The following is a 16,455-nucleotide window of genomic DNA, read 5'->3' as shown; positions in this document are numbered from 1 at the left end:
GGCCCTTTGTGGAAACGGTGCCGGGCGGGCGCTGGGTGGCGGAGATCTACGGTTGTGACCTGGATGTCCTGGAAAACCCCAGGATGGTGGAAGCAGCCCTCCTAGATGCGGTGATGCGCCTGGGAGCACCCAGGGGCTCGGCCCAGTCGGTGGTGTACAAGTTCCATCCCCAGGGGCTCTCCGCGGCGGTGGTGAGCCCGGTGGCAGCGGTGATGATCCACACCTGGCCCGAGGACAACGCCTCCGCCACCTTGGACCTTTACTTTTACCGGGATGGGGTGAACCCGGAGGAGGTCTTGAAGGGGCTTTCCCGGGCCTTTGGGGCCAAGGAGGAATCGGCCTTCCGCTACTGGCGGGGAACGGAGCACGCCATCCGGCGCCGGGCCTTTGGCGGCCAGCAAGGAGGATAGCTATGGACTACGGCATGTACTTTTTCGAGCACATCACCCCTTTTGAGACCATGGTGCGGCGCATGGAGCGGGTGATCGCCTCCGGCCGCACCAAGTACCAGGACTACTTCCTCTTTGAGACCCAGGGGTTCGGCAAGGTGCTGGTCCTGGACAAGGACGTGCAGAGCACGGAAAGGGACGAGTACATCTACCACGAAACCCTGGTTCACCCGGCCATGCTCTCCCACCCCGAGCCCAGGACGGTGCTCATCGTGGGAGGCGGGGAAGGGGCCACCCTGAGGGAGGTGCTCAAGCACCCCACCGTGGAACGGGCGGTGATGGTGGACATCGACGGGGAGCTGGTGGAGGTGGCCAAGCGCCACATGCCCGAATGGCACCAGGGGGCCTTTGAGGACCCCCGGGCGGTCCTGATCATCGAGGACGCCCGGGCTTACCTGGAGCATACCCAAGATATGTACGATGTGGTCATCATCGACCTCACGGATCCCGTGGGGGAGGACAACCCCGCAAGGCTTCTCTACACCGTGGAGTTCTACCGTCTGGTGAAGGCCCACCTAAACCCGGGAGGGATCATGGGCATGCAGGCGGGCATGATCATGCTCACCCACCACCGGGTGCATCCCGTGGTGCACCGCACGGTGCGGGAGGCTTTCCGCTATGTGCGGAGCTACAAGAACCACATCCCCGGCTTCTTCCTGAACTTTGGCTTCCTCCTGGCCTCGGATGCCTTTGATCCCGCCGCCTTCTCCGAGGGGGTCATCGAGGCCCGCATCCGGGAACGGAGCCTGGCCCTGCGCCACCTCTCCGCCCCCTACCTCGAGGCCATGTTCATCCTGCCCAAGGACATCCAGGAGGCCATAGATAAGGAGACCCTAGTATCCACCGACCAAAACCCCTTCTACGTGACCCCTGAGGGGGAGGCCCGGCAAGCTCCCTACCGGGGCTAGAGGGGAGATCCTTAAGGGCTTCTCACCGGGAGCGTGGTAGAGTAAACCCATGCAGCGGGCTATAGTGCTCGTCGTACTGGCCCTGGCCCTTTTGGGCCTGGGCTGGATCCTCTGGGGCCCCAAAGGGAAAGCCGGGCTGGACCCCACCCAAGGTGCCCGCTTTGCCCTGGGCGACCCCAACGCCCCCGTGGTGGTGGTGGACTTTTCCAACTACCTCTGCCCTCACTGCCAGAACCACGCCTTAAACATTCTCCCCCGACTTAAGGCTGGGTACATCGACACCGGAAAGGTCCGCTACCTCTTCCGGGACTTCCCCTTCCCCGGCCAAGCCCAGGTGATCCGGGCCAGCGAGGCCGCCGCCTGCGCCGCCGACCAAGGGCGCTACTACGAGTACCACGAGGTTCTCTTCCGGGCCAGCTCCAGCTGGGGAAACCTCCAGGGAAGCGTGTTGGACCGCTATTTGGTGGACCTGGCGGGGCAGATGGGGCTGGATGAGAAGGCCTTTAGCCAGTGCCTTTCCTCCGGTAGGCACCGCGAGGGTGTCCTGGCCGACCAGAAGCTGGCCTCGGACCTAGGCCTCACCGGCACCCCCACCTTCTTCATCGCCGGGGAAAAGCGCACGGGCTTCTTGCCCTACGAGGAGTGGAAGACCCTCTTGGACAAGGCCCTGGCAGGGAAGAGGTGAACCTTTTGGTGTAGGGACCAGGGGGGCTACACCCCCCTGGTCTTAGTGCGGGTCTGCTACCCTGGAAGCCATGGAAGCCCTTTGGGTGGCCGCTGCCTTTGCCCTAGGTTTCTTGGCTAGCCGCCTGGGGCTTCCCCCCCTGGTGGGCTATTTGGGAGCGGGCTTTGCCCTGCACGGGATGGGCCTAAGGGAGACGGAATTCCTGCACCGTGCGGCGGAGATAGGGGTACTCCTTTTGCTCTTCACCGTGGGGCTAAAGCTCCGCTTCCAGGACCTTCTTAAGCCCCGCATCCTGGGGGCAGGGGGTCTGCACCTCGTGCTTTTCGCCTCCTTGGCCTTTGTCCTTCTCGGCAACCTGCCCCTTGCCCTAGCCCTGGCCTTTTCCAGCACCGTGCTGGTGGTGAAGGTCCTCGAGGACAAGAAGGAACTCACCACCTACCACGGCCGCCTCAGCGTGGGCATCCTGGTCCTGCAGGACCTGGTGGCGGTGGGCCTCATCACCCTCTATGGCGAGAACCGGGTAAGCCCCTGGGCAGGGCTGGTTCTCCTCTTGCCCCTGCTGCGGTTTGCCGTGGCCTGGCTTCTGGAAAAAAGCGGCCACGACGAGCTACTGGTGCTCTTTGGCCTGGGTCTTGCCCTTCTTGGGGGGGAGGGCTTCCGCCAGGTAGGGTTGTCCCCGGAACTGGGGGCCTTAATCATGGGAGTCCTCCTCTCGGGCCACGAAAAAGGGGGGGAGATGGCCAAGGGGCTTTGGAGCCTCAAAGAGGCCTTTTTGGTGGCCTTTTTCCTGGATATCGGCCTTAGGGAAGGCCTCCGGGGCGTGGAGCCCGGCGTGGTCCTCTCCCTTCTCCTCCTGGCCCTGGTCAAGACCCCTCTCTTCTTCGCCCTATTTCTCCTCTTGGGGCTTCGGGCCCGCACCGCTTTCGTCAGCGGCATGTACCTGGGCAACTACTCGGAGTTTGCCCTCATCGTGGGGGTGGTGCTGGAGCGGGCAGGGATTCTCCCCTATAGCCTCTCCACCCTAGCCCTGGTGGTGGCCCTTTCCATGGCGGTTTCCGCACCCCTTGCCCGCTACAGCCATGGTCTTTACAAACGCCTCGAGGCCCGCCTCCTTCCCCTGGAGCGCCCGGGGCGCCACCCCGACCAGGAACCCGAGCGCCTGGAAGGGGCCACGGTGCTCATCGTGGGCATGGGCCGCACCGGGGGAGCCGTCTACCGCATCCTGGAGGCCAGGGGGGAAAGCCCTGTGGGCCTGGATGCCGACCCCGAGAAGGTGGCCCGCCACCAGGCCAAGGGGCGGAAGGTCCTCTATGGGGATGCGGAGGACCCCGAGCTCTGGGAGCGCCTGGACCTTAAGGGCCTTAGGGCAGTGGTTCTGGCCCTACCGGACCTGGAGGCCAAGGTCCTCGCCGCCCGCTGGCTCAAGGAGCGGGGCTTTAAGGGGATCCTGGCCGCCACCAGCTTCCACCTGGAGGAGGACCCCATTCTGGAAGGCGCCGGGGTGAGCCTCCTCTTCCACCCCTTCCGCGAGGCCGGGGAACGCCTGGCGGAGAAGGTGCTGGAAAAGCTGGCTATAATGGGTGAGGTGAGCCATGGCCGGTCATAGCAAGTGGGCACAGATCAAGCGCAAAAAGGCCGCCAACGACCTCAAACGCGGCAAGATCATCTCCAAGCACCTACGGGCCATCCAGGCGGCAGCCCGCGCTGGGGGAAGCCCCTACCCCGAGGCCAACGTCCAGCTCCGCAACGCCATCGAAGCCGCCCGGGCCGACGATGTCCCCATGGAGAACATCGAACGCCTCCTGCAGAAGCTGCAAGGGGGTGGGGAAGGGGCTGAGCAGTACGAGGAGATCGTCTACGAGGGCTACGCCCCAGGCGGGGTAGCCCTTCTGGTCTACGCCCTCACGGAAAACCGCAACCGCACCGCCGGGGAGGTGCGCCACGTCTTCAACAAGTACGGGGGTTCCCTGGGGGCCACGGGCAGCGTGGCCTGGCAGTTTGAGCGCAAAGGCGTGGTGGTCTGCCAGAACTCCGAGGCCGCCCAGGAGGTGGCCATAGAGCTGGGGGCTTTGGACCTCGAGGAGGAAGGGGAAAGCCTCACCATCTACACCGATCCCAGCGAAACCTACCGCATGGCCGAGGAGCTCAAAAGGCGGGGCATACCCGTGGAGGCCGTGGAGGTGGTGCAACACCCCCAGAACACCGTGGCCTTGCCCCCTGAGGAGGCCGCCAAGGTGATGCGCCTGGTGGAGGCTTTGGAGGACCTGGACGACGTGCAGCACGTCTACACCAACCTGGACCCCACCAGCTTGCAGGTGGAAGCCTAGCCGAAAGGCCCCCCGGCCCGGGGCTAACCCCGGGCCGGTTTGCTCACTCCTTCTTGCGCTTCTTCTCCTCCCGCATGAGCCTTCGGCGCTCGGCCCGGGAAAGGCCGGGCTGGGGCGGTGGGGTGGTGGGGCGCTTCTTCTCCACGCCGAAGGGCCGGGCCTCCTCCTTAGGAGCGGGCACGGGCACATAAGGAGCCTCCCGCACCGGGCGCACCGGCTCCGCCTCCACCTTGAGGCGGAAGAGGAACTTGGCCACCTCCCCCTTGATGAAACCCACCATGTCGTTGAAGAGCCGGGTGGCCTCGATCTTGTACTCCTGGAAGGGGTCCTTCTGGCCGTAGCCCCGCAGGAAGATCCCCTGGCGGAGGACGTCCAGGTTATGCAGGTGCTCCTTCCAGGCGGAGTCCACCACGTTGAGGATCACGAAGCGCTCCACCGCCCGCATGAGGGGAGGGGAAAGCTCCTCCTCCCTGGCCTCGTAGGCCTTCAAGGCCGCCTCCACCAGGCGCTCCACGCCTTCTTCAGGCTTTAGGGTGCGAAGCTCCTCAAAGGGGAAGCCGGCCAGCTGGGGCACGGTGTCCAGGAGCGTGGCCTTCAAGGCATCCAGGTCCCAGTCCTCGGGGTGCACCTGGGGATTCAGGATGTTTTCCGCAATCCCGGCCACCGTTTCCTCCACCATCCCCAAGGCCGCCTCCTTCACCTCCTCATCCTTGCCCAAGAGGATCAGGCGGCGCTGGGCGTAGATGACCTCCCGCTGGCGGGCCATCACGTCGTCAAACTGCAACAGTTGTTTGCGGATGGCGAAGTTGCGGTCCTCCACCCGCTTCTGGGCCCGCTCGATGGAGCGGGTCACCATGGGGTGTTCGATGGGTTCGGAGTCGTCAAACCCCATGCGGTCCAGCATGGCGATGACCCGGTCCGAGGCGAAAAGGCGCATGAGGTCGTCGTCAAAGCTCACATAGAAGCGGCTTCCCCCCGGGTCCCCCTGGCGCCCGGCCCGGCCCCGCAGCTGGTTGTCGATGCGGCGGGACTCGTGCCGCTCAGTGCCCAGGATGAAAAGCCCCCCCAGCTGTCGCACCCGCTCCTCATCCGCCTTACACTCCTCCCGGATCTGGCGGATCTTTTCCTGAAGCTCAGGCTTGATCCCCAGCTCCCGGGCCAGGGCCAAGGCCTCCTCCTCCTGGCCCGCCACCATCTTCTTGATGAAGAGCTCTACCTTCCACTCGTACCGGTCAAAGCCCTCCTTCTCCAAAAGGGCCGCGGCCAGGTACTCGGGGTTGCCCCCCAGCTTGATGTCCGTCCCCCGGCCCGCCATGTTGGTGGCGATGGTAACCGTCTTGCTCCGGCCCGCCTGGGCCACGATCTCCGCCTCCTTAGCGTGGTGCTTGGCGTTCAGGACCTGGTGAGGGATGCCCTGGCGCAAGACCGAAAGGGTATGCACCGCCCGCTTTAAGCCCTCCCAGGCGGCGCGCAGGTTGCCCTTAGGGGGAATGAGCCCCTCAAAGGCCGCAAGGTCTTCATCCCTAAGCTGGGTGGGCTTTTCCAGAAGCCTCCTTAGGCGTTCCCACTCCTCCCCCTGCTGCTTCTGGCTGGCCTTCTTGAAAAGCTCCAGGCGCATCTCTAGCCGCGGCAGATAGAGGCGGGGCTCCTTGAGCATCTGGGAAAGCCTTTCAGACTTCTCGATGCTGATGGTGCCCACCAGGACCGGCTGGCCCCTTTCGTACTTCTCGGCGATCTCCTCCACCACCGCGTAGAACTTGCCCTTTTCCGTGCGGTAGACCACGTCGGGAAAGTCCTGGCGGATCATGGGGCGGTTGGTGGGCACCACCACCACGTCCATGCCGTAAATCTCCTGGAATTCCTTCTCCTCGGTCTTGGCGGTGCCGGTCATCCCGGCCCGCTTCTCGTAGAGGCGGAAGAAGTTCTGATAGGTGATGGTGGCCAGGGTCTGGTTCTCCCGCTCGATCCTGACCCCCTCCTTGGCCTCAATGGCCTGGTGGAGGCCCTCCCCGTAGCGCCGCCCTGGCATCAGGCGGCCCGTGAACTCGTCCACGATGATGACTTGGCCATCCTGGACGATGTAGTCCCGGTCCCGGTGGTAAAGCTCCTTGGCCCGGATGGCCTGGATGAGCATGTGGGCGAGTTCCATGTTCTCGGGGCTGAAAAGCCCCTCCACCCCAAGGAGCTTCTCCGCCTTGGCGATGCCCTGGAGGGTGAGGTGCACGGCCCGGTTCTTCTCCTCGATGGTGTAGTCCCCCGTGGGCTCCTTGCGCACCCCGGGCTCCGGGGGAAGGCCCCGCTCCAGCTTCTTGGCGATCTCCGCCATCTTGTAATAGAGGTCGGTGGCCTTCTCCGCCGGGCCGGAGATGATCAGGGGGGTGCGGGCCTCGTCGATGAGGATGGAGTCCACCTCGTCGATGATGGCGTAGTGCAAGGGGGTGTCGTGGCGAAGCACCAGCTGATCCGGGCTGATGGCCATGTTGTCCCGGAGGTAGTCAAAGCCCAGCTCGGAGTTGGTCACGTAGGTGACGTCCGCCAAGTAGGCCTTGCGGCGTTCCTCAGGGGTGGAGCCGTGCTGGATGACCCCCACCGTGAGGCCCAGGCCCCGGTACACGGGCCCCATCCACTCAGCGTCGCGGCGGGCCAGGTAGTCGTTCACCGTGACCACGTGCACGCCCCTGCCCCTCAGGGCATTCAGGGCCACCGCCAGGGTGGCCACCAGGGTCTTGCCCTCCCCGGTCTTCATCTCGGCGATCTTGCCCTCGTGGAGCACCGCTCCGCCGATGAGCTGCACGTCAAAGTGGCGCATGCCCAAATAGCGCTTGGCGGACTCCCGGGTCAAGGCGAAGGCCATGGGGAGAAGCTCCTCGAGGCTCGCTCCCCTCTCGTGCCTCTCCTTAAGCTCCGCATAGGCCGCGGCTAGGTCGGGGATCCTCTCCACCTCCGGCTCCAGCCGGTTGGTGGGCTCCACCACTTGCCTGTAGTAGCGGGCGATTTCCCGCTCGTTGTTGTCAAACAGCTTCCGTATGAGGCCCAGCATCCTAAGGCCGATTGTACCCCCACAGGATGAGAAAGCCTTCAGGCCTCCTCGAGGGGCCAGTAAGCGGCGGCCCCCAGGGACAAGGGGCTAGGGGGAAAACCCCCTTGGTAGCGCCGCCAGGCGGCCAAGGCCACCATGGCCCCGTTGTCCTGGGAAAGCCCCTTGGGGGGGAAGTACACGCTAAGCCCCGCCTCCCGGAAGCGAGCCTGCAAGGCCCGGTTCGCCGCCACCCCCCCGGCCACCAGAAGGACCCGGAGCCCGGTGTCCTGGGCAGCCCGGAGGACCACCTGGGCCAGGTGCTCCACCGCCGCCTCCTGGAACCCCTTGGCCAAGGCCGGGGCGGGATATCCGGCCTCCACCAGCTGCACCGCCTTGGTCTTGAGGCCGGAGAAGCTGAACTCGTACCCCTTCTGGTCCTTGAGGGGGACGGGGAAGGGCACCTTCTCCCTGGCCTCCTGGGCCAGGCGCTCAATCTCAGGCCCCCCGGGAAACCCCAGGCCGAGAAGCCTCGCCACCTTGTCAAAGGCCTCCCCGGCGGCATCGTCCCGGGTGGCCCCGAGAAGCCGGTAGCGTCCCAAAGCCTCCACCGCGAAAAGGTGGGTGTGCCCGCCCGAGGCCACCAGGGCCAAGAAGGGGGGGTTCAGGCCGGGAGGCCAGGCGGCGGCGATGTGGGCCTCGAGGTGGTGGATGGCGTAGAAGGGCTTCCCCAGGGCCCAGGCTAGGCCCTTGGCGAAGGTGTACCCCACCAGCAGGGCCCCGATGAGCCCTGGGCCCCGGGTGGCGGCCACCAGGGAAAGGTCCTTAGGGGCTATCCCCGCCTCGGCCAAGGCCTTCTCCGCTAAGGGACGGATCACCTTCAGGTGCTCCCGGCTGGCCAGCTCGGGCACCACCCCGCCAAAGGCCTGGTGCAGGGCCACCTGGCCCGCCACCAGGTTCACCACCACCTCCCCCTCCTTCACCAGGCCCACCCCCGTGTCGTCGCAGGAGGTGTCGATGCCCAAAACCCACACGTCTACCCCTCCCTTAGGTCCTGCACCGGGGGTTTAGAGGGCTCCTCGGGAAGCCCGGGCACCCGGCACAACATCCCCTTCCGTCACTCTAGCCCATGCCCCCAGGCGGGGGCTAGGCTAAGGGCAATGCTCTGGCTTCTTCCTCCGGTCCTCCTTCTGGTCTACCTCCTCTACCGGGCGAAAAGGCCCCGGGTCCGCCCCTGGGCCGGGGTGTGGCTATGGCAGAGGAGCAGGAGGCAACGCCTTCGGCCCCGGCTGGACTTAAGGCTTCTTCTCCTCCTCCTGGCGGCCGCCCTCGTGGTCCTGGCCCTCGAGGATCCCCCCTTAGGACCTTCCCCCATGGTCTATGTGGTGGACACCTCCGCCAGCATGGCCGCCCAGGAGGGGGCCAAGACCCGTCTGGACCTGGCCAAGGAAAGGCTCCTCCCCCTTCTGGAAAGAACCCCGGAGGCCGTCTTGGTGCGGGCTGGGGAAAAGCCCGAGGCCTATGGCCCCGCCCCCGGGATCGTCCTGAGGGCCAGGCTTCTGGAGCTGGAGGCCAAGGACCGGGAGGCCAGGCTGGAGGAGGCCATGGCCCTAGGGCGGAGGCTCCTCAGGGCCCCGGTGCTGGTGGTCAGCGACGGGCCTCCGCCCCCTGGGGCGGATGGGTACCTAGGGGTGGGAAGCCCCAGGGAGAACCTGGGAATCGTGGCCGTGGCCCAAGGGTTTTTGGCCCTTGGCAACAGCGCAAACCGCACCCTTACCGCCCGGGTGGAGGTGGGCGGTGAGGTAGAGGAGGTGCCGGTTCCGCCCCGGGGCTTTGCCCGGTTGGAAAACCTGCCCCCCACCTTTACCGCCCAGCTCCTGAATGGGGATGCCCTCCCTCTGGACGACGAGGTGGGCTTCGGCCTCAAGCGGCTTGGGGTGGACTACCCCAGGACCCCCGCCCTGGAAAGGCTCTTCCTCCTCCTGGGGGCAACTCCAGGGAGGGAGGTGCGGGTGCGCGTGGCGGTGCCCCAAGGGCCCCCCGATGGGCCCACCCTTTTACTCGCCCCTTCCGGGGGAGACCCCACCCCGGTTCTCCTCACCACCCCTCACCCCCTCCTGGAAGGGGTGACCCTTGTGGGGGAGCACCTCTCCCCTCCTCCCCCACCCCCCTCTTCCTGGCGGTCCCTGGCGGAAGGGGAGGACGGGGTAGGCCTCATCTACCACACGGAAGGAGGCCTTTACCTGCCCCCCTTGGCCGCCATCCAGGACCGCCCCTTCTTCCCCCTGCTGGTCTACAACTTCCTCAAACCCTACCGGGAGGTGCGCACGGGCCTCCTTTCCCCAGGGGAAACCCTTCTCCCCACCCCTGGGCCCAGCTTCCTTCCGCAAAGCCAAGGAGGGGCAGGCCGGTTCCTTGCCCTCCTCGCCGCCTTGGTGCTCCTCCTGGAAGCCCTTCTCTTCCGCCCCAAACCCCAGGCCCAGGAGGCATAATGGGCCCATGCGCTTCCGTCCTTTCACCGAGCTGGATCTGGACCTCCTCAATCGCGTAGCCGGAAGCCGGCCCCTGAGCCTGGGCGCCGTGCGCTTTTTTGCCCGCACCGGCCACTCCTTCCTGGCGGAAGAGGGGGAGGAGCCCATGGGCTTTGCCCTGGCGCAGGCGGTGTGGCAGGGGGAGGCCATCACGGTCCTCGTCAGCCGGGTGGAGGGCAGGAGCCAGGCCGTCCTGGAAGGCCTCCTGGCCGCCGTGGTGAAAAGCGCCTACGACGCTGGGGTCTACGAGGTGGCCCTGCACCTGGACCCCAAACGGCAAGACCTCCAGGCGGCCCTACAGGCCCAGGGATTCTCCGTAGAACCCCTGGTCCTGGCGGTGAGGGTCCTGGGAAGCCGCGGGCAACGGGGCGAAACCCGGGGCGTCCTAGAATGAGGAGCATGAACCGGGTTCTCATCGGCATCCGGGGGGAGCCTACCCCCGAGGGGATGGAGCGGATTCTCAAGGCCCTACGGGCCCTCGAGGGCACCTCCCAGGTCCAGGCCACCGGCCCCGCCCAGGTCCTGGTGGAGTACGATCCCCAGGTCCTCACGGTGATGGACCTCCTCCGCACCATCCGGGAAGAGGGCTTTTTGGCGGGGATGCTCTAATCCCACCCCCCTTGGCCTCCACCGCGGTGGGGACCCCGGCAAATCCCTTGCCCACATGGGTTTAGAACCCTTTGGGGGCAGGGTGGGGCGAGAAGGGGAATGGGGCCAACCCTTTCCGGTAAACTTCCCCTCGAGGTGCCCCATGCTGGACTTCTACGCCATAGAAGACCTCCTTACCCCGGAGGAGAAGGAGATCCAAAAGGCAGCCCGTCGCTTCCTGGAAAGGGAGGCCCTGCCCTACATCGGCCAGTGGTGGGAGGAAGGGGTCTTCCCCACCCACCTCATACCCCGGTTCGCGGAGCTGGGCTTCCTAGGCCCCACCCTGCCCCCGGAGTACGGGGGGGCAGGGGTCTCCAGCGCCGCCTACGGCCTCATCGCCTACGAGCTGGAACGGGTGGACTCGGGGCTTAGGAGCTTCGTGAGCGTGCAAAGCTCCTTGGTCATGTACCCCATCTACGCCTTCGGCAGCGAGGAGCAGAAGCGGGAGTTCCTCCCCAGGCTGGCCCGGGGGGAGATGGTGGGGGCTTTCGGCCTCACCGAGCCCGACGGAGGTTCGGACCCCTACGGCAACATGAAGACCAAGGCCCGCCTCGAGGGGGACACCTGGGTCCTGAACGGCACCAAGATGTGGATCACCAACGGCAACCTGGCCCACATCGCCATCATCTGGGCCAAGGACGAGGAGGGGCGGGTCCTAGGCTTCATCGTCCCCACCGACACCAAAGGCTTCCAGGCCCGGGAGGTGAAGCGCAAGATGAGCCTAAGGGCCTCGGTGACCAGCGAGCTGGTGCTGGAGGAGGTGAGGGTGCCCGAGGCCCTACGCCTGCCCCAGGCGATAGGCCTAAAAGCCCCCCTTTCCTGCCTCACCCAGGCCCGCTTCGGCATCGCCTGGGGGGCCTTGGGGGCCTTGGAGGCCGTGTACACGGAGGCGGTGGAGTTTGCCAAAAGCCGGAGCACCTTCGGAACGCCCCTTGCCCAAAAGCAGCTTTTGCAGGCCAAGCTGGCGGAGATGCTTGCCGACCACACGGAGGGGCTCCTTCTCGCCTGGCGCCTGGCCCGGCTCAAGGACGAGGGGAAGCTTAAGCCCGCCCAGGTCTCCCTGGCTAAGAGGCAGAACGTGTGGAAGGCCTTGAAGGCGGCCCGCCTGGCCCGGGACATCCTGGGGGGAAGCGGCATCACCCTGGAGTACCACGCCATCCGCCACATGCTTAACCTGGAAACCGTCTACACCTACGAGGGCACCCACGACATCCACACCCTGGTCCTGGGGCGGGAGGCCACGGGGCTGAACGCCCTGTAGGAGGCGGGAAACGGCGGGCATGGTCGTCGCCTTCACGGGAGACCACTTCCTGGCCAAGGAGGCGCTCCTCCAGGAGGCCTCCCTCAGGGGCTTTAGCCGCTTCACCGAGCCCACCCCCGAGGCCCTCTCAGAGGCCCTAAGCCCTGGGCTTTTCGGGGGGGCGGGGGCCATGCTGGACCTGCGGGAGGTGAGCGACGGGGAATGGAAGGCGCTAAAACCCCTCCTGGAAAACGTCCCCGAGGAGGTGGCCGTGCTCCTCCTTGACCCCAAGCCCACCACCGCCCGGGCCGCCTTCTACCGCACCCGCGAAAGGCGGGACTTCCCCACCCCGAGGGGTAAGGACCTCGTACGCCACCTGGAAAACCGGGCCAAGCGCCTGGGGTTTAGGTTGCCCGCGGGCATCGCCCAGTACCTGGCCTCCCTGGAGGGGGACCTCGAGGCCCTGGAGAGGGAGCTGGAAAAGCTTGCCCTCCTGCCACCTCCCCTCACCCTGGAGAAGGTGGAGCGGGTGGTGGCCCTAAAACCCCCCATAAGCGGTTTTGACCTGGTGCGGGCCGTCTTGGATCGGGATGCCAGGGCCGCCTTCCGCCACCTCAGGCGGCTAAGGGAGGAGGGGGAGGAACCCTTGAGGCTCCTCGGAGCCTTCGCCTGGCAGTTTTCCCTTCTGGCCAGGGCCTGGATGCTCCTTCGGGAAAACCCCAGGCCCACGGAGGCGGACCTCGCCCGCCTCGAGGCCCATCCCTATGCGGCCAAAAGGGCGCTGGAGCTGGCACGAGGCCTGGCTAGGGAGACCCTCGAGGGCAGCCTGGACGCCCTGATCCAGGCGGAACGCCGGGCCAAGGAAGGCAAGGATCCCTGGCTGGCCCTGGAAAGGGCGGTCCACACCCTCCTCCGCCTCACGCCGGCAGGGCCTCAATGACACCACCCCGGGGAATCCCTGCCTAGGGAGTTGACCCACAGGTCAGCCCTGGGTTAGCCTCCTTCCATGCTAAGCCCAGATCTGGTGGAAAGCCTCCTGCGGCAGGCGCTAAAGGGCGGGGCCGACTTCGCCGAGATCTACGCGGAGCGCTCCAGAAGACGGCGCATGACGGTGCGCGCGGGCCGAATGGAGGAAGCCATTTCCGGCCTGGACTACGGGGCAGGCCTAAGGCTTTTCTTCGGCACCGAGGTGGTCTACGCCTACACCAACCAGCTCACCCCTGAAGGCCTCCTGGAGGCCCTGGAAACCCTTCTCCGGGCCAAGGGAGGCCTGGGCCAGGTGGACGAGAGGGGCGCTGGGGGCCTGGACTTCCGCAAGGCTCTCCCCAGGGGCCTTCACGCCCCCAGCACGCCCTACGGGGAAAAGGACAAGCGCTACCGCCTGGAAAGGCTCTTGGAAGCCGAGGCGGGCGCTCGCATCTCCCCGGAAATCAAGCAGGTGGAGGCCAGCCTCCAGGAGTGGGAGCAAGAGGTCCTGATCGCCAACACGGAGGGCACGTGGGCCGAGGAAAAAAGGGTCCGTACCCGGCTCTTCGTGCTGGCGGTGGCCCAAGAGGGCACGGAGGTGCAAACCGGTTACGCGGCCCCCGGCAAAAGCGTGGGCCTGGAGCTCTTTGACCTCTACCCACCCCAGGAGGTGGGGGCCAGGGCTGCCCGCCAGGCCCTCACCAACCTGAGGGCCAAGCCCGCCCCCGCGGGAACCATGCCCGTGGTGGTGGGAAACGCCTTCGGCGGGGTTATCTTCCACGAGGCCCTGGGCCATCTCTTGGAAACCACCAGCGTGGCCAAGAAGGCCAGCGTCCTGGCCGACAAGCTGGGGGAGGAGGTGGCAAGCCCCGTGGTGACCTACGTGGACGACGGCACCCTGCCCCACGCCTGGGGCTCCACGGAGGTGGACGACGAGGGCCGTCCCACGGAGCGCACGGTGCTCATCGAAAAGGGGGTGCTCAAGGCCTACATGGTGGACCGCCTAGGCCACCTCCTCACCGGCTACCCCATGACCGGCTCGGGGCGCAGACAGGATTACACCTTCGCCCCCACCTCGAGGATGCGCAACACCTTCATCGCCCCCGGGGATAAAGAGGTGGAGGACCTCATCGCCAGCGTGGAATTCGGCCTCTACGCCAAGGAGTTGGGGGGTGGGCAGGTGAAGCCGGGCTCCGGGGAGTACAACTTCGCCGTGCAGGAGGGGTACATCATCCGCCATGGCCGCATAGAGGAGCCCGTGCGCGGGGCCATGCTGGTGGGCAAGGGGCCCGAGACCATCAGGAGGGTGGTGGCCGTGGCCAAGGACTGGGAAAACGCCCCTGGGATGTGCGGGAGCCTGTCGGGAATGGTGCCCGTGGAGGTGGGCCAGCCCCACGTGCTGGTCTCGGAGATCGTGGTGGGAGGTAGGGCATGACGCTGGAGGAAGCCAAACGCTACCTGTTGAGACGGGCGAAGGAACTGGGCCTCGAGGCGGAGGTTCTCTTCCAGGAGGAGCGGGAGCTTTCCCTCAGGGCCCGGCAAGGCACCTTGGAGGAGATCAAGGAAGCCCGCCAGGGGGGGGTTGGCCTCCGGGTGGTGGTCCAAGGCCGCATGGGCTACGCCTACACGGAGGAGCTCTCCCTGGAAGCCCTGGAGTGGGCCCTCTCGGAGGCCCGGGATAACGCCCTCCTTGCGGGCAAGGAAGGCCACATATCCACGGGCCAGGCCCTGGGAAGCCACGACCTTTTGGGGGAAGGGCTATCCGCCCCCCTGGATACCAAGAAGCAGAGCGCCCTGGAGCTGGAACGGGCCTTGTGGGAAGACCCCAGGAGCAAAAGCGTCCTTATGGGGGGCTACATGGAAAAGGAGGTCCGGGTGGCCCTGGCCAGCACCCGGGGCGCCGAAGGGGCCTACCGCACCGGGCTTGCCGGGATGGGGGGCAGCCTGGTGATGGCGGACGGCCCCAGCCTTAAGCAAGGCTGGGACTTCAAGCTGGCCAAGGAATTCCACCTCCTGGACCCCGGCCGCACCGCCTTGGAGATCCGCGAGAAAACCGCCCGGCTCCTAAACGCCAGACCCCTCCCCACGGGCCGCTACCGGGCCTACCTGGAGCCCAAGGCCATGGCGGGCCTCCTCTTGGTGCTTTCCCGCTCCCTTTCCGGGAAAAGCGCCTTGGAGGGCAAAAGCCGCCTCCTAAACCGGCTTGGGGAACGGATCGCCTCGGAGTGGGTCACCCTGGTGGACGACCCCACCCTGGAAAAGGGGCTCCTCTCCCGCCCCTTCGACGCCGAGGGCACCCCGGCCCGGCGCACGGTGGTGGTGGAGAAGGGGGTCTTCAAGACCTTTCTCCACAACAGCGAAACCGCCAAAGCCCTGGGCCAGGAGAACACCGGCCACGCCTTCCGCACCTACCGGGGGGTTATGGACGTGGCCCCCACGAACCTCTACCTGGAGCCCGTGGGCAACCTAAGCCTGGAAAAGGGCGTGCTGGTGACCGAGTTCATGGGCCTCCATGCCGGGGCCAACCCCGTGAGCCTGGACTTCTCCCTGCAAGCCCTGGGGCTTTGGGTGGAGGAGGGGGAGGTGCGGTATGCGGTGGAGAACTTCGCCGTGGCTGGGAACCTTTTGGATCTCCTCCAGGCCATTGAGGCCGTGGGGGGCGAGCTGGACTGGGAAGTGATGGGGGCCGCCTTCGGAAGCCCTATGGTGGCAGTGGCGGAGCTTTCCTTTGCGGGTGTTTAGCGTGGGGAAAATCCTGGTCACCCGGAGCCTTCCGGGAAGCGCCCTGGAGCACCTGCGGGAAAGGGGTTACCGGGTAGAGGCTCACGAGGGGCTATTCCTCTCTCGGGAAGACCTTCTCAAGAAGGTGGAGGGAGCCATAGGCCTTATCCCCACGGTGAAGGACCGCGTTGACGCCGAGGTCATGGACCGTGCCCCCGGGCTTAAGGTCATCGCCTGCTACAGCGTGGGGGTGGACCACGTGGACCTCGAGGCGGCCAAAGCCCGGGGCATCCGCGTGACCCAGACTCCTGGGGTGTTAACCGAGGCTACCGCTGACCTCACCCTGGCCCTTCTCTTGGCGGTGGCCAGGCGGGTGGCGGAGGGGGTGGACTACGCCCGAAAGGGCCTTTGGCAGGCCTGGCATCCCGAACTCCTTCTGGGGATGGACCTCGAGGGCGCCACCCTGGGCATCGTGGGCATGGGCCGCATCGGCCAGGCGGTGGCCAAAAGGGCCGAGGCCTTCGGGATGCGGGTGGTCTACACAGGCCGCACGCCAAAGCCCCTCCCCTACCCCTACCTTTCCCTGGAGGCCCTTTTGGCCACATCCGACATCGTGAGCCTCCACACCCCCTTGACCCTCGAGACCCACCGCCTCATAAACCGGGAAAGGCTTTTTGCCATGAAGCCAGGAAGCATCCTGATCAACACCGCCCGGGGAGGCCTGGTGGACACGGAAGCCCTGGTGGAAGCCCTAAGGGGGCATCTTTTTGGGGCGGGCTTGGACGTCACCGATCCCGAGCCCTTGCCCAGAGGCCATCCCCTATACGCCTTGCCCAACGCCGTGATCACCCCCCATATCGGCTCGGCAGGAAGGCGAACCCGGGAACGCATGGCGGAGATGGCGGTGGAGAATCTGCTCGCCGTTTTGGAGGGCAGGGAGCCCCCAAACCCAGTAGTATGAGCC

General features: G+C 66.3%; 15 protein-coding genes. 13 read left to right on the top strand and 2 right to left on the bottom strand.

Annotated elements, in window-relative coordinates; all coding sequences use genetic code 11:
- The first annotated feature begins 8 nt into the window (after positions 1-8).
- The 5 genes from speD (at position 9) to L0C59_RS05540 (ending at position 4,369) form a co-directional block, all read left to right on the top strand.
- The gene (speD, locus tag L0C59_RS05560) at positions 9-410 is read left to right on the top strand and encodes an S-adenosylmethionine decarboxylase (RefSeq protein ID WP_243090208.1); all 402 of its coding nucleotides are present in this window, start codon (positions 9-11) and stop codon (positions 408-410) included.
- Positions 411-412: 2 nt separating this feature from the next.
- Entirely contained in the window at positions 413-1,357 is a 945-nt protein-coding gene (speE, locus tag L0C59_RS05555; protein WP_243090207.1) for a polyamine aminopropyltransferase, read from the top strand.
- 49 nt (positions 1,358-1,406) lie between these two features.
- A complete protein-coding gene (locus tag L0C59_RS05550; protein WP_243090206.1) occupies positions 1,407-2,042 on the top strand; it encodes a DsbA family protein in 636 nt (211 codons plus the stop codon).
- Between the two features lie 70 nt (positions 2,043-2,112).
- Entirely contained in the window at positions 2,113-3,648 is a 1,536-nt protein-coding gene (locus L0C59_RS05545) for a cation:proton antiporter family protein (RefSeq protein ID WP_243090205.1), read from the top strand.
- Positions 3,635-4,369: a YebC/PmpR family DNA-binding transcriptional regulator gene (locus tag L0C59_RS05540; protein WP_243090204.1), complete on the top strand. Its 735-nt coding sequence runs from the start codon at positions 3,635-3,637 to the stop codon at positions 4,367-4,369. The genes L0C59_RS05545 and L0C59_RS05540 overlap by 14 nt, the downstream gene beginning before the upstream one ends.
- Before the next feature lie 43 nt (positions 4,370-4,412).
- Here L0C59_RS05540 and secA read toward each other — a convergent pair whose 3' ends face one another.
- Positions 4,413-7,409, bottom strand: a complete 2,997-nt coding sequence (gene secA / locus L0C59_RS05535; protein ID WP_243090203.1) for a preprotein translocase subunit SecA — start codon at positions 7,407-7,409, stop codon at positions 4,413-4,415.
- A gap of 38 nt (positions 7,410-7,447) precedes the next feature.
- The gene (tsaD, locus tag L0C59_RS05530) at positions 7,448-8,419 is read right to left on the bottom strand and encodes a tRNA (adenosine(37)-N6)-threonylcarbamoyltransferase complex transferase subunit TsaD (RefSeq protein WP_243090202.1); all 972 of its coding nucleotides are present in this window, start codon (positions 8,417-8,419) and stop codon (positions 7,448-7,450) included.
- Positions 8,420-8,545: 126 nt separating this feature from the next.
- Here tsaD and L0C59_RS05525 point away from each other — a divergent pair, with 126 nt between their 5' ends.
- From L0C59_RS05525 to L0C59_RS05490, 8 genes are all read left to right on the top strand, one after another.
- Complete coding sequence (locus L0C59_RS05525) at positions 8,546-9,877, top strand: vWA domain-containing protein (protein ID WP_243090201.1); 1,332 nt, start codon at positions 8,546-8,548, stop codon at positions 9,875-9,877.
- Between the two features lie 7 nt (positions 9,878-9,884).
- A complete protein-coding gene (locus tag L0C59_RS05520) occupies positions 9,885-10,310 on the top strand; it encodes a DUF1999 family protein (RefSeq protein ID WP_243090200.1) in 426 nt (141 codons plus the stop codon).
- 5 nt (positions 10,311-10,315) lie between these two features.
- Positions 10,316-10,525, top strand: coding sequence for a heavy-metal-associated domain-containing protein (locus L0C59_RS05515; RefSeq protein ID WP_243090199.1), 210 nt, complete (start codon positions 10,316-10,318; stop codon positions 10,523-10,525).
- A 142-nt stretch (positions 10,526-10,667) separates the two neighbouring features.
- Positions 10,668-11,825 (top strand): acyl-CoA dehydrogenase family protein, encoded by a 1,158-nt coding sequence (locus tag L0C59_RS05510; RefSeq protein WP_243090198.1) that lies wholly within the window; start codon positions 10,668-10,670, stop codon positions 11,823-11,825.
- Between the two features lie 19 nt (positions 11,826-11,844).
- Positions 11,845-12,744, top strand: coding sequence for a DNA polymerase III subunit delta (holA, locus tag L0C59_RS05505; RefSeq protein ID WP_243090197.1), 900 nt, complete (start codon positions 11,845-11,847; stop codon positions 12,742-12,744).
- Between the two features lie 66 nt (positions 12,745-12,810).
- Positions 12,811-14,205, top strand: coding sequence for a TldD/PmbA family protein (locus L0C59_RS05500; RefSeq protein WP_243090196.1), 1,395 nt, complete (start codon positions 12,811-12,813; stop codon positions 14,203-14,205).
- Positions 14,202-15,512, top strand: a complete 1,311-nt coding sequence (locus L0C59_RS05495) for a TldD/PmbA family protein (protein ID WP_243090195.1) — start codon at positions 14,202-14,204, stop codon at positions 15,510-15,512. The genes L0C59_RS05500 and L0C59_RS05495 overlap by 4 nt, the downstream gene beginning before the upstream one ends.
- The gene (locus L0C59_RS05490; RefSeq protein ID WP_423247923.1) at positions 15,505-16,452 is read left to right on the top strand and encodes a 2-hydroxyacid dehydrogenase; all 948 of its coding nucleotides are present in this window, start codon (positions 15,505-15,507) and stop codon (positions 16,450-16,452) included. Before L0C59_RS05495 ends, L0C59_RS05490 begins: the two co-directional genes overlap by 8 nt.
- Positions 16,453-16,455 lie beyond the last annotated feature (3 nt).

The sequence above is a fragment of the Thermus neutrinimicus genome (assembly GCF_022760955.1).
In the GTDB taxonomy this organism is placed as follows: domain Bacteria; phylum Deinococcota; class Deinococci; order Deinococcales; family Thermaceae; genus Thermus; species Thermus neutrinimicus.
Note: the sequence above shows the minus strand (reverse complement) of the source record. Positions and strands in the feature narration are given on the sequence as shown.